We start from the raw sequence: 13,414 nt of genomic DNA on the forward strand, positions 1-13,414 counted from the left end.
ATACACTATGAAAGATGCTCTTATTCTGGTAACTGTGGTATCGGCCCTTTTTGCCAAAGCACAGAATACGTATTATCCTCAAGCTTTCTTTGACAAAAAGCAGGCTCAGCAAATGATCGGTTTCGGAAACGCAACCATTGAAGGAACGGCGTCTACCAAACAGAAAAACAATTGGGGAATAAAACCTTTGTTGGCCCAAAAACATTATGCACAGAAAGGAACTGTGGTCATGCTTTTTCCCGTAACTTCTTATTTTGAAGAATTCTATAGTATGAGGAAAAAATATGAAAATAAAAAAACAACGGTTTATATGTCTGAAGAAGCCTTTAAATACAGAATCGAAGCCCTAACGGACGATCATGGACGATTCAGGTTTGAAAAACTGAAACCCGGAAAATATTATCTTGAAACTATTGTTAATTTTACAGCTACGGCAAGTTACCAGCAGAAAACGGGTCAGTCAGATGCCTACAATGCTTATGGGGGATATTTATATTCCACGCCCATATACCAGACTTTTTTCTACGGTTATTCTGCAGGAAACCGCGAAAGTAAATTTGTAGAAATAAAAAAAGACGGAGAATTTAAAGAGATTAATCTTTAAAAAATCAGGTCATTTTTTGAACATGATCTGATGGACATTTTTCTCTATGTTCTGCGCTATCGTTTCCATAGGAATATCATTTTCATCATTATTGAACGGATCTTCAATTTCTTCTGCAATGAGTTCCAGGCTCATCAGTACATAATATACAAAAACCGTCAGCGGAATCATAAAAAGCCCGATGGTAATGACATAGGCGATCGGTAAAGCAAAAACATAAAGGATTATAAATTTTTTAATAAATGAGGAATAAGAATAGGGGATCGGTGTGTTTTTAATACGTTCACATCCTCCGCAAACATCCAGAAAACCAGAAAGCTGGGGATCCAGATAGAGCATGTCCATGTCTGAAATTTTTCCTTGTTTCTTCAGCATATTCAGTTTGTGAGTGAGCAGGATAATCATTTCGCTGGGACCATGGTTTTGCAGAGACTTTTCAATTTCAGAATAGTCTTCATCCAAAGCCAGACGTGTAGATTCTTTTGAAAGATGCTTGGCCAGAAAATGAGGAAAAAACTTTAAATACCTTGCGATCTGTTCTGCATCCTGTGGATCATCGGTCAGGATATTATTAATTTTTATAGCAAAATTTCGGGTATCATTAACCAGTTTACCCCATAATTTTCTTCCTTCCCACCATCGGTCATAAGCTGTATTGGTTCTGAAAACCAGTAATAAAGACAAGACAAACCCAAGCAAAGAATGAATCATTCCCACATTACTGATTCCCGATTTTGCCGTTAGATGCAGGTATTCCACTTCCAGATACTGAATTCCCCAGGAATATAAAGCGATCAGGACCATACTGGGGAAAAGGATCTTCAGAGTGTCACTTTTGTGTAAACTGAAAAGGATTTTAAGGAAATGTTTTGTGTTATAGACTCTCATACTTGACGTTGATTTTACAAAGATAAAAGTTTTTGTTTTATCATTACAGGGATGAAATTCTCAGATTATTGCCAATATTCTACCAGGGTTTAAAAAAACACTGTTTTTACTTCATACAGATCAATTGATTTTTGAAAACATTGGTACTGTTACTGAAAAAAGCGATCTGTCTTTCTGTGCTGCTGATCCGGAAATGTTTACAGCAAAGCTCAGAGACCTGAACAGAGATTAATATTGAAAGAATTTCCTAACCCTGAATTTATTTTTTAAATTTGGTGTTCATTTTTTATTATGGCAAAATCGAAGAAAGAAACCCCGTTAATGACTCAGTATAATACGATAAAAGCAAAATATCCTGATGCGCTTTTACTGTTCAGGGTTGGGGATTTTTATGAGACTTTCGGGCAGGATGCCGTTAAAACTTCCAAGATTTTAGGTATTGTTCTCACGAAACGGGCTAATGGCGAAGGGCATATCGAGCTTGCAGGTTTTCCTCATCATTCTGTAGATTCATATTTGCCAAAGCTGGTGAGAGCCGGACTGCGTGTTGCTATCTGTGATCAGCTGGAAGATCCGAAAACGGTTAAGGGAATTGTAAAGCGCGGCGTAACAGAACTCATCACGCCAGGCGTTACGTTCAATGATCAGGTTTTAAGTTCAAAAAAGAACAATTTTTTGCTTTCCCTGCATAAAGAAAAAGAGAAATACGGCATTGCTCTGGTTGATGTTTCCACCGGTGAATTTCTGGTAAGTGAAGGAAATCTGGAAAAGCTTCTTCATATTGTCAGTACTTTTGATCCGAGCGAAATTATTTATCAGCGAAGTGTGCAGATGCCCGAGCAGCTTAAAAATAAAAATGCCTTTAAACTTGAAGATTGGGCCTATCAATACAATTTTGCTTACGAAAAGCTGACTCATCACTTTAAAACCAGTTCACTGAAAGGTTTTGGTGTTGAAGGTTTACCGCAGGCCATTACTGCGGCAGGAGCTATATTCGCGTATCTCGTAGAAGATACCCATCATAATTTATTGGCACACATCACCAAAATCCAGGTTATTCCCCAGGAGGATTTTCTGATGATGGATCATTTTACATTAAGAAATCTGGAAATTATTTATCCGAGTCATCCGAAAGGAAAGTCTTTACTGGACATCGTTGATAAGACTTCGACCCCGATGGGAGGCAGACTGCTGAGGAGAAGAATTATTCTCCCGCTGAAGTCTGTAAGCGAAATTGGAAGAAGACTTTCATTAATTGATTTCTTTAATGAACATGATCAGTTGAAGTATGAGATTTCCCAGCTTTTAAAAGCCATTTCAGACTTAGACCGGTTAATGGGAAAACTGGCAGCCGAGAAAATTTCACCGAAAGAACTTGGATATTTGCGCCAGAGTCTGGTGAATATACATAAGATCAAAACCTTATTGCATCCTTTTGCTGATGTTTTGGCCTGGCTTGATCCTATATATGATCAGAAAGAACTGATTGAAATGCTTCAGGGCCATTTAAATGAAGAACTTCCGGTGAATCTGGCAAAGGGAAGTGTTATCAGGGAGAATATTTCTGAGGAGCTGGACCGGCTGAGAGGTCTTCAGTCCAAAGGCCGTGGCTTTCTGGATGAGATGTGTCAGAGAGAAATCGAAAGGACAGGGATTACAAGTCTCAAAATAGATTTTAATAACGTTTTCGGGTATTATATTGAAGTCCGGAATACCCATAAAGACAAAGTACCTGGCGATTGGCTGAGAAAGCAGACCCTCGTTAATGCAGAGCGCTATATCACGGAAGAGCTTAAAGAATATGAAAGTCAGATTCTGGGTGCGGAAGAAAAAATCTCCGTATTAGAACATGAACTGTATAGAAAAGTATGTTCTGAGACCATGATCTATATGGATCAGATTCAGGAAAACTCAAACATTATAGCACAGCTGGACATTGCGGTGGGATTATCGGAACTGGCCATTTCTGAAAGTTATACAAAGCCTGTATTGACGGAAACTTTTATGATTGATTTAAAAGAGGCCCGGCATCCCATTATTGAAAACGCACTTCCGCTGGGTGAAAAATATATCCCGAATGATATTTTTCTGGATAAAGATTCTCAGCAGATTATAATGGTGACAGGTCCGAATATGGCTGGTAAGTCGGCCATTCTGCGCCAGACCGCCATTGTTTGCCTGTTAGCTCAAATCGGAAGTTTTGTTCCTGCAAAATATGCTGAAATCGGAGTATTGGATAAGATTTTTACCAGGGTGGGGGCAAGCGATAACATTTCTGCGGGAGAATCTACCTTTATGGTTGAAATGAATGAAGCCGCGAACATCCTTAATAATATTTCCGACCGCAGTCTCATTCTATTAGACGAGATCGGGCGCGGAACTTCTACGTATGACGGCGTTTCTATTGCATGGGCCATTGCAGAATATCTCCATCAGCATCCTACTCAGGCAAAAACTTTATTTGCAACCCATTATCATGAACTTAATGAAATGACCGTGAATTTTGAAAGGGTAAAAAATTTCCATGTATCTATTCAGGAAAATAAAGGCAATATCATTTTTTTAAGAAAACTGATTCCGGGGGAAGCGAACATAGCTTCGGGATCCACGTGGCAAAACTGGCCGGAATGCCTTCAAAGGTGGTCAACAGGGCCAATGAAATTTTAAAAACACTGGAAGCCAGCCGTTCGCAGGCAGGCAGTTCATCAGAAAGTATCAAGAGGGTAACGGAAGAAAACATGCAGCTTTCATTTTTCCAGCTCGATGATCCTGTTCTGGAAAATATCCGTGAAGAGCTGACAAAAATAGATATCAATACCTTAACTCCGATTGAAGCATTAATGAAACTGAATGCGATCAAAAAAATGATTGGCGGATAAAAATAAGTCTCAGAATTCCTGAGACTTCATTATTATTGAAATGTTATGTACAGGCGAAAACTGTAGAGATGTCTTACCGGCTGCTCTTTAATTTTCGCAGGATTCCACTTTTTTTTCAGGGCTCCGCCAGCTTTCTCTGCTTGCTTATTAAAATCTCCAGACGCTCCGATGCTTGTGATATTAGATATTGTGCCGTCTTTTTCTATATTGAAATATACCCTGACTGTAAGGGTTCCTTGACTTTTTATGAAAGATATGTCTAAATGATCAGCTATCGTTTTTTCTATCACATAAGACCGTCGGGGTATTCCTGAAGATGATCCGCTGATATTGCTCCACCACTTAAATCAATTTTCGTCTTCAGAATCTCATAATCAGGCAAATCATAGACAGAATTGTTTTTTGCGGAAATATCCTGTCCGGATACAGCAGACATAAGAATAATAAGTATTTTTTTGATCATGTACTTTTGACAAAATAACCTTAGTATTTCTTCAGGGTCAGAGGGAAACTGTATAGATACCGCACCGGCTCACCATTGATTGTTGCGGGCTTCCATTTTACAAACATTCTCCTGATCGCTACTTCTGCAGCCTGGGCGTGCTGTTTATTGTCGCTGATGGCTTTTACGTACCGTACATACCCGGTTTTTTCAACAATAAAATATAGAGTTGTGTTGATTTTAGTACTTTTAACATCAATGACATCCATTTTTTCAGCAAACGTTTTTTTAAAGGCATCCTTTCCTCCCGGATATTCCGGCGGAACATCAGCTTTAGTGACCACATCATCAAGTTTCATTTTTGTTTTTAAAACAGCATAATCCGGAATGCCGGTTACAGTCGTATACGTGGACGTATCCTGTGCAAAAAGAAAAATATTCAGAAAAATTCCGAGGCATAGTGTTATCCTTTTCATTACGTAGATTTTTTTAGTTTGTATTAAATTATTCGAAGGCCATCGTCAGAGGAAGGGAATAAATAAAACGCACCGGATCGCCATTTAATTTTGCCGGAGTCCATATATTTTTAATGCTTCTTATAACCCGTTCTCCTTCTCTATTAAAATCATCATGATCTCCAACAGAAGTGACGTCTGAAATTTTACCGTCGCTTTCGATCACAAAATAAATGATTGATTGAAGTCTGTCTTTCGATGATTTTACATTTCCTAAGTCTATTGTTTCTGCGATCCTTCTTCTTAAGGTATGAATTCCTCCGTTAAATTCAGGCTCTGTATCTGCCTTAAGCTGGGCTTCAGTAAAACCGAATTTCTGAGAAATCTCTGTAGGAATAATGACAGACGACCTCCACATGCCTTCAGGTACCTGGGCAAAAACGATAAAATTAATTATCATTCCTATGAACAGGATAATTCTTTTCTGCATAATCTGTATTTAATTACACACTGTATGGTAATTTTAATAAAAAAATGTAAATATAGCCGTATTGAAGCACTATTTTTAACAATTGACATTAATATTTTTTAAACAGCAAAAAGAAAGCCGAATCCTTATAAGTAATTGTATTCGTACATTATGGTCATTTCAGTTTGTAAGCAAGCCTGTTTCCGCCATAGTTGTCCATGATTTTTCTTTGGGTACCCGATTAGTATGATGATCTGTAATGTTTCATGTTCAGAATAAAAAGATGAATCAGAGAATTTACCTGATATACACTGCTACGAAAACCCGCATGGCTTTTCAAAAAGAAAATCAAAAAACACCGTCAAAAATGGTCAGGACTGTTGGCATTGGATGTGCGCTCAATGTGAAAGTTAAAGAGTTTCCGGCGGCCGAAGGCCGCCGGAAACTCTATTGATCTATTATAGGATAGATGCTGATAAAGAAATAATGATCCATCTAAGCAACAGCAGAAAAGGTTATCAGTCTAAAAAAAATCCCATCATATGGATTTTTATATCATGATCTGCCTGTTTTATCTTTACTTTTGTCATCGTTACAAACCTATGTAGTAGCGAATAATAAAACCGGAGAAATGAAAATAAAAATCCGGCATAAAAAGCTGGAATAGATTATTATATTTTCAGAATTCCGCATAAAATACAGATCAAATGATACACTTCAAATTTAACCTGAAATATTTCCTCTTCACCCTGTTTATTTTTTTAGCTGAGGTATTAATAGCGACCCGGTTAAAAGATATATTCTTTATAAGAGCTTATCTGGGTGATGTGATTGTCGTCATGCTGATCTACACCTTTATTAAAAGCTTTTTTAAAACTAAAAACGACCAGAACATCATTCTCGGAATTTTTGTATTCTCCTGCCTGGTAGAGTTCGCCCAGTATTGTAAACTGGCAGACCGGCTGGGCTTCCCGGAAGGAAGCCTGATGTATATTGTTGTAGGAAATTCTTTTTCGTGGATCGATATTCTATGCTATGCTGTGGGATGTTTATTGCTTTTTCTTTTCGTGAAACTGAATAATCAGTCAGGCAAAGAAATCAGCACACGCTAATTACCTTCCAAAGCTGTCATATTTATCTTCTGCGTAGTTTATAAAACGGTTCAGCAAGGCTACATTTTCCTTTTCCATTGGCGAAAGATCGTTATCTACATTGTTAGAAACGGGAATGTACCAGTCTGTCTGTTCGAAGAAGTTCCGGTAAGTCGCTTTTTTAAAAGAATAGCCGTGTCTTGCAAAAACTGAATTCTTAATAATTTCCATGTCCAGTTTCCTGAGGTTTTTCAGATCTTTTTCTGTTAGTTTCTGTTTTGAAGCGTTCAGTTTAAAAACCGCGTCAGAGGCAATCCTGTTTTTGGATGCCGTATAGTTTTCAGCTTTACCAGTTTCTTCGTCTATGTATTTTTCGACAAACTTCTTTGGATTTTCCCAGTCGATCAGGTCAGAATTTTCATCCAGCATAAAGTTCGGGTTATAGACAAATGTCTTTTTGATCAGTTTCAGGCTTTTAGACGGTGCTTTTACCGACGATTTGTTGAAGGCATTCCAATTTCCTGTTAAGCTGTCCCGAGTCAGTTTCACTTCGAATCTTCCATCGGTCTTATCATTTCCGGGCTCATCTAGCACAAATGTTTTTGTATTTTCATTGAAAATTCCCCGGAAAGGTCTTTGATTGCCATCTACAATACTCTGGCCGTAAACACTGTCCTTCGTGATTTTATTTATTTTTAATGATATTTTTTTATATTCGGTTCCATCATAATATTCATCCGTTTCATTATCGTAGATTTTGCCTTCACCGGCGAACTCACCGGTATAAATTCCGTAATATTCCTTATAAACCTCAGGAACCACAGCAGAATCTTTCCTAGCGGTAAGGCTGTCTTTAGAAGAATCGGTGGTTTTTACGTCTTTTTTACATGCGATCAAACCCATGGTAAAAAACGAGATCAGTGATAATTTAAAAATTTTCATAGGTAGTTTTGTTGATTTAGAGGGGTTAAGGCATCGCAGAACAGCGATTATATCAATTTTTTAGTGATTAGATATTCAATTAAAATAAAATTGGGAATCCATCCGAGCCAGGCAATGATCTGGTATACGTCCATTGGGTTTGGATGGAATAAATATACGATAATTACCTTCCACATCCGTAAAGTAATTGCAGAAACTGTCAGTGCAAAACTGCGCCACATCCACTGCTTATGCGCTTTAAATTTTTTCTGCCTTGCGAGGTGATACGCTTTAAAAGTTGAAAACCACCATAAACAGCCGAGGATCACAAACGAAATTTTAGAATACAAACCGCCGTTGGCAAAGATTCCCATATAAATACCGGACGGAGCAGCCAAAAGCAAAATCAGGAAAATGTAAATCTTTCCTGCATTTCTATGGAAATTTTTCGATCCGAAATCTTTTCTGAGAATGGCCAGAAAACCAAAAAGCAAAACCAAAATGCTGGTATAAACATGGACATAAAAAAAGGAAAGATATTCCGGTCTTTGTCTGACTTCCGTTTGCTTGATCATTAAAAAACTCACCTCTGTATTAAAAGGAATATATTCCATAGTAATGGTAAGCATCAGCCAAAAAAAATATCCGAATCCAATGATTAAAAGGATTCTAAAAAAGAGCGAAGTATTCTTTTTGGCTAAATACATCTTATGATTTACTCAAAATTCATATGAAGAGGAAAAGTAAACCAGGTTTTTACCGGGTTGTTTTTATAGGTTCCGGGTTTCCATTTCATCTTTAAAGATTTTATGGCTTTAGCTAATTCCTGATTTAAAGATTCATTGTCTCCGGTTACCGTTAGCTCCTCAATCTCACCGTTAATATTAATGGCAAATTTGGCTTTTGAGGTGATTCTGCCTTTCGCCGCTTTTATTTTGCGGGTATTAATTTTATTCCCGATAACAGTTCTCAATGCCGTTAATCCTCCCGGAAATTCTGCAACTGTCGAGTCATCAGAAAGTTCCTGTCTTAAAGATTGTTCCGTTGGAGGAGCTTTTACACCTTCCTGTATTTGAGATAGAGCTACAGCAGGCACTAAAATAAAAATAAATGGGATCATTTTTTTCATGGTTATGGTATTTTATAATTCATTCAGATTCTGTGCAATCAGCCACGCCTCACTCCAGCATGCCTGAAAATTAAAACCGCCTGTCACCGCATCGATATTCAGAACCTCTCCGGCTAGATAAAAGTTAGGCAAAATTTTTGAAGACATATTTTTAAAGTTAATTTCCTTTAAATCAACACCTCCTGCAGTTACAAATTCATCTTTAAAAGTAGATTTTCCGGTGACCTGAAATTTCTTTTTACATACATTTTCAATAATCGTCTGCATCTCCTTTCCCGAAATCTGGGCGACCTGTTTATTGAGGTCAACTTTTGAAACCTCCAGAATTCTCTGCCAGAAACGATTCGTTATCTCAAAAATTTTCGACTGTCCGATGGTTTTCTTTGGATTCGACTGCCTGAAATTCTGGAATAAGGCCTCTGCATCCTCTATATCCTTTGAAATAAAATTCACTTCAATTTCAAAATTGTATTTTACCTTCGCCAAATTAATGGCTTCCCACGCCGAAATTTTCAGAATAGCAGGTCCTGAAAGACCCCAGTGTGTAATCAGAAGCGGCCCACTTTCCCCGGTCTTTAATTTAGGAATAGAAGTTTCCGCCATCTCAAAGCTTGTTCCAGCCAGATCTTTCAATAAATCATCCTTGATATTAAACGTAAAAAGGGAAGGAACCAGGGGAATGATTTTATGTCCTAAATTTTCGATGATTTTTAAAGATTTTGGAGAACTTCCGGTCGTATAAATCACAAAATCTCCTTCAAAATCTCCTATGCTTGTTTTTACGAGGTATCTATCCTCCCGTTGCTCAATTTCTTTCACGGAGCATTGAGTCTTCACTTCTACTTTTTTCTGCTGAATTTCGTTGAGGAGCGTATTGATAATAGTCTGTGAAGAATTGCTTTCCGGGAAAACCCTGTTGTCATTTTCTATTTTCAACGGAACTTTTCGCTGATCAAACCACTCCATTGTATCACCAGGCTGAAATTTTGTAAAGACACTCAATAATTCCTTATTTCCACGCGGGTAGAACTGAACCAGCTCTCTGGGATCAAAACAGGCATGGGTTACATTACATCTTCCGCCACCGGAAATTTTAACTTTCTGAAGAACGTCCGAGTTCTGTTCCAGAATGGTAATCTTATATTTTGTTTCGTCGAGATTGGATGCACAGAAAAATCCTGCTGCACCGCCTCCGATAATGATAATTCGCTTCATAATAACTTTAATCTTATGCTCAAGATTATTTTTCCAAAAGTACAATTTTTATAAACCATCTTATTTGAGTAATTTTGAAGAATATAATTTAATTATTCTAAAACCGATATTTAAATGATTTTTTACCATAAATTCGAAGTACGCTGGAGTGATCTCGATGCTAATAAACATTTAGCCAATTCATCTTACGTTCAGTATTGCGCCCAAACCAGAATGGCTTTTATGAAGGAGGAGAAAATGGGAGTTACGCAGATGAGCCGATGGGGAATCGGCCCGGTCATTATGCATGAAAGATTTTCTTTTTTCAAGGAAATATTTGCAGATCAGACAGTTATCGTTAGCCTGGAAGTGGATGCTTGTGCAGAAGACTGTTCTATTTACCGTTTTGTACATAAGTTTTACACGCCGCAGGGAGAACACTGTGCCACATCAGAAGCTACAGGAGTCTGGATCGATACCATGCTGAGAAAAATGACAACGCCGCCGGATGACGTGGTAGAAGCAATTAATAAGTATAAAACCCCGGATACGGTTGTTCTGACGAGAGAAGATTTTAAGAAATTACCTTTCCGTCCTGAAAATATTGACCCGTCAGTATTTGCTTAAAACAGGTAAATGTACAATGATCTGAATTATATTCAGGCATTTCCTGTGACCCATTACTCATTATTTATTATTAAAAGATATGTTTGAAGATAAAGAACCGGAATTAACCCCGATTTCCAAATTAGGAGAATTCGGATTAATTAAACACCTGACCGAATTTTTTCCGCTGTCCAACGAATCTTCGGAGCTCGGAGTGGGAGATGACGGTGCAGTCATTAATCCTGAAAATAAAAAAGTTGTTCTCACCACGGATGTTCTGGCGGAAGGCGTACATTTTAATCTAGGGTATGTACCGCTGAAACATTTAGGATATAAAGCGGTAGTTGTGAATCTTAGCGATATCGCAGCGATGAATGCCACACCTACACAGATTTTAGTTTCTCTTGCGGTTTCAAACCGTTTCCCGGTAGAAGCTTTAGAAGAAATCTATTCGGGTATTCAGGCAGCATGCGGCCGTTATAAAGTAGATCTGGTTGGAGGTGACACGACAAGTTCCAATGCCGGGCTTGTGATGAGTATTACCGCAATCGGACTTGAAAAAGATGAGAATATCGTTAAGAGAAGTACGGCAAAACCGAATGATCTTCTCGTGGTTACCGGAGATTTGGGAGGAGCCTACATGGGACTTCAGATTTTGGAAAGAGAACATGCCGTTTTTCTGGCAGATCCGAATATGCAGCCTGAAATGGAAGGATACGACTATATCCTGGAAAGACAGCTGAAGCCTGAGGCCCGAACCGATGTGAAAGGGATTCTGGAACAGCTGGAGATTAAACCAACTTCGATGATCGATATTTCAGATGGTTTAGCCTCTGAGATTCTGCATCTTTCTGACCAGTCCAAAGTAGGTTTCAGATTGTATGAGGAGAAAATCCCAATGGATAATTTAACGATCACTACGGCAGATGAATTTAATCTGAACCCTGTAATGACAGCTTTGAGCGGTGGTGAAGATTACGAACTTTTGTTTACGATTTCTCCAAATGATTTTGATAAGATCAAAAACCACCCGGATTTTACAATTATCGGGCATGCCGTAGATAAAGAAGAAGGGAATTTTATGGTAGCGAGAGGTTCAAATCAGCTGGTGGCTTTAACAGCACAGGGATGGGATGCCTTTTTAGGAAATCAGCAAGGATAAATTATTATTAATTTAAAATACCGAGCCACTGCTTTTTGCGGTGGTTTTTTTGTGAATAATTAAATAAAATAGTAATTTTTACAATATATCATTTAATAATAGTGAAAAAAGATGTATGTTTATGGAAAACTAATAAAAACCATTATGCGAATCAAATTTTTTCAAACCACTGTTTTGTGCTTTTTATTTATGTCATTCTCAATGACTTTTGCCCAGATTAATAGCTGGCAGCCACTGGGATCCCAGATATCCTCAGGTTCCATTAATTTTGCAAGCCTCGCCATAACCCAAAACGGAATTCCTTACATCTGCTATCAGGATAACAGCAATAATAATAAAGCTGTCGTAAAGAAATATAACGGAACAGACTGGGAAACCGTAGGTGCAGACGGTTTTTCACCGGGTACGGCTTCGTACATTAATCTTAAAATTGCCCCGGACGGTACTTTTTACGTAGGGTATGTAGATCAGGCCAACAGTAATAAAGTGACAGTCATGAAGTTTAACGGAATAAACTGGGTGCCGGTAGGCATGGCTGGTTTTTCACCGGGTAATGCTAGCTACGCAAGTCTTGATATTGCTTCGGATGGCACTCTTTACGTCGGGTTTGTAGACTCGCTTAATGGCTTAAAAACCACCGTCATGAAGTTCAACGGAATCCAGTGGGTGACTGTGGGAGCACCAGGCTTCTCAGCCAATATGGTAAATTATACCTGCCTTAGCATTGCTCCGGATGGCACCCCGTATATTGCATATAAGGATACAAGCAGTAATAATAAAGCTACGGTAATGAAGTTTACCGGTGCAAATTGGGTAACGGTAGGTATTGCCGGCTTTTCGGCAGGGGTCGCAGATCATATAACTCTCAAGGTGGCTCCCGATGGAACCCCTTACATTGCGTACCGGGATGATTACGCTGTCAACAAAGCCACGGTGATGAAGTATAACGGAGTAAGCTGGGTAAACGTAGGAACCGCAGGCTTTTCGGCAGGTGGTATTTATATGCCGAGTCTGGCTTTTGCTCCGGACGGAACACCATATGTCGGATATGAGGATGTTAGCAACGGATTTGGTGCTACCGTCATGAAGTTCAACGGAACTCAGTGGGCAACCGTAGGAAGTGCCGGCTTTACAGCGAATCAGGTTTCTTTTCCCAGTCTGGCCATAACTCCTGACGGAAATCGTATCATCATCGCGTACAGTGTTACACTCGGGACTTTAGGAGCTTTCGCAAAATATTATGATTTAAAAAGTTTAAGTACAGAAGAAATAAAAGGTAAGGAAACCAAAATCCATCCCATTCCTACCAAGGGGGAGCTCACGATACAGTCGGTTAAAAAAATAAAAACGTCTGTGATTTTAGATCTGTCAGGAAAAATAGTGCTAAAATTGGATACCGCAAAAGCAGATATTTCTTCCTTGCCAAAAGGGGTATATATTTTAAAGGTAATATTTGAAGACCGTACTTTTTCTTCAGAGAAAATTATAAAAGAATAACTTCCATATGTTAAACTGAAAAATATTTTAAATGTGAAGGCCCGGATTCGACAAAAGGGGAAGAATCTGTACATGAA

General features: G+C 38.5%; 15 protein-coding genes and 1 pseudogene. 7 read left to right on the forward strand and 9 right to left on the reverse strand.

Features of this window, described 5'->3' with window-relative positions; translation table 11 throughout:
- Positions 1-7: 7 nt before the first annotated feature.
- Complete coding sequence (locus tag ODZ84_RS14515) at positions 8-604, forward strand: hypothetical protein (RefSeq protein ID WP_266173091.1); 597 nt, start codon at positions 8-10, stop codon at positions 602-604.
- A 9-nt stretch (positions 605-613) separates the two neighbouring features.
- Here ODZ84_RS14515 and ODZ84_RS14520 read toward each other — a convergent pair whose 3' ends face one another.
- A complete protein-coding gene (locus ODZ84_RS14520; RefSeq protein ID WP_266173092.1) occupies positions 614-1,492 on the reverse strand; it encodes a bestrophin family protein in 879 nt (292 codons plus the stop codon).
- A gap of 321 nt (positions 1,493-1,813) precedes the next feature.
- Here ODZ84_RS14520 and mutS point away from each other — a divergent pair.
- Both mutS and ODZ84_RS23650 read left to right on the forward strand, forming a co-directional pair.
- Positions 1,814-4,110 (forward strand): annotated as a pseudogene (mutS, locus tag ODZ84_RS14525) (DNA mismatch repair protein MutS); the annotation flags it as partial.
- Between the two features lie 9 nt (positions 4,111-4,119).
- Positions 4,120-4,371: a hypothetical protein gene (locus ODZ84_RS23650; RefSeq protein WP_323136725.1), complete on the forward strand. Its 252-nt coding sequence runs from the start codon at positions 4,120-4,122 to the stop codon at positions 4,369-4,371.
- 32 nt (positions 4,372-4,403) lie between these two features.
- Here the strand turns inward: ODZ84_RS23650 and ODZ84_RS23655 are convergent, their stop codons facing one another.
- From ODZ84_RS23655 to ODZ84_RS14540, 4 genes are read right to left on the reverse strand one after another with little or no spacing between them, the layout of a single operon-like run.
- Positions 4,404-4,661: an energy transducer TonB gene (locus ODZ84_RS23655; RefSeq protein WP_408612342.1), complete on the reverse strand. Its 258-nt coding sequence runs from the start codon at positions 4,659-4,661 to the stop codon at positions 4,404-4,406.
- Complete coding sequence (locus ODZ84_RS14530) at positions 4,658-4,807, reverse strand: hypothetical protein (RefSeq protein WP_266173093.1); 150 nt, start codon at positions 4,805-4,807, stop codon at positions 4,658-4,660. Before ODZ84_RS14530 ends, ODZ84_RS23655 begins: the two co-directional genes overlap by 4 nt.
- A 47-nt stretch (positions 4,808-4,854) precedes the next feature.
- Positions 4,855-5,289 (reverse strand): energy transducer TonB, encoded by a 435-nt coding sequence (locus ODZ84_RS14535; RefSeq protein ID WP_266173094.1) that lies wholly within the window; start codon positions 5,287-5,289, stop codon positions 4,855-4,857.
- A 28-nt stretch (positions 5,290-5,317) separates the two neighbouring features.
- Positions 5,318-5,758 carry an energy transducer TonB gene (locus ODZ84_RS14540; protein ID WP_266173095.1) on the reverse strand — a complete coding sequence of 147 codons (441 nt, stop codon included), beginning with the start codon at positions 5,756-5,758 and terminating at the stop codon, positions 5,318-5,320.
- Between the two features lie 686 nt (positions 5,759-6,444).
- On the opposite strand from ODZ84_RS14540, the gene ODZ84_RS14545 reads away from it, so the two are divergent.
- Positions 6,445-6,849 (forward strand): ribosomal maturation YjgA family protein, encoded by a 405-nt coding sequence (locus tag ODZ84_RS14545; RefSeq protein WP_266173096.1) that lies wholly within the window; start codon positions 6,445-6,447, stop codon positions 6,847-6,849.
- Here ODZ84_RS14545 and ODZ84_RS14550 read toward each other — a convergent pair whose 3' ends face one another.
- Genes ODZ84_RS14550 through ODZ84_RS14565 form a run of 4 tightly spaced genes read right to left on the reverse strand, consistent with a single transcriptional unit; the run spans position 6,850 to position 10,093 of the window.
- Complete coding sequence (locus ODZ84_RS14550) at positions 6,850-7,770, reverse strand: YARHG domain-containing protein (RefSeq protein WP_266173098.1); 921 nt, start codon at positions 7,768-7,770, stop codon at positions 6,850-6,852. It abuts the gene before it with no gap.
- Positions 7,771-7,817: 47 nt separating this feature from the next.
- Positions 7,818-8,456 (reverse strand): DUF2306 domain-containing protein, encoded by a 639-nt coding sequence (locus ODZ84_RS14555; RefSeq protein WP_266173099.1) that lies wholly within the window; start codon positions 8,454-8,456, stop codon positions 7,818-7,820.
- Between the two features lie 8 nt (positions 8,457-8,464).
- Positions 8,465-8,878, reverse strand: coding sequence for an energy transducer TonB (locus ODZ84_RS14560; RefSeq protein WP_266173100.1), 414 nt, complete (start codon positions 8,876-8,878; stop codon positions 8,465-8,467).
- A gap of 12 nt (positions 8,879-8,890) precedes the next feature.
- Complete coding sequence (locus tag ODZ84_RS14565) at positions 8,891-10,093, reverse strand: BaiN/RdsA family NAD(P)/FAD-dependent oxidoreductase (protein WP_266173101.1); 1,203 nt, start codon at positions 10,091-10,093, stop codon at positions 8,891-8,893.
- Between the two features lie 114 nt (positions 10,094-10,207).
- Between ODZ84_RS14565 and ODZ84_RS14570 the strand changes: the two genes are divergently transcribed.
- The 3 genes from ODZ84_RS14570 (at position 10,208) to ODZ84_RS14580 (ending at position 13,337) form a co-directional block, all read left to right on the forward strand.
- Entirely contained in the window at positions 10,208-10,699 is a 492-nt protein-coding gene (locus ODZ84_RS14570) for an acyl-CoA thioesterase (RefSeq protein WP_266173102.1), read from the forward strand.
- Between the two features lie 79 nt (positions 10,700-10,778).
- Positions 10,779-11,840, forward strand: coding sequence for a thiamine-phosphate kinase (gene thiL / locus ODZ84_RS14575; protein WP_266173104.1), 1,062 nt, complete (start codon positions 10,779-10,781; stop codon positions 11,838-11,840).
- A 144-nt stretch (positions 11,841-11,984) separates the two neighbouring features.
- Positions 11,985-13,337 carry a T9SS type A sorting domain-containing protein gene (locus ODZ84_RS14580; protein ID WP_266173105.1) on the forward strand — a complete coding sequence of 451 codons (1,353 nt, stop codon included), beginning with the start codon at positions 11,985-11,987 and terminating at the stop codon, positions 13,335-13,337.
- Positions 13,338-13,414: the final 77 nt, after the last annotated feature.

Origin of the sequence: Chryseobacterium fluminis, from assembly GCF_026314945.1 — a bacterium.
Lineage (GTDB): Bacteria > Bacteroidota > Bacteroidia > Flavobacteriales > Weeksellaceae > Chryseobacterium > Chryseobacterium fluminis.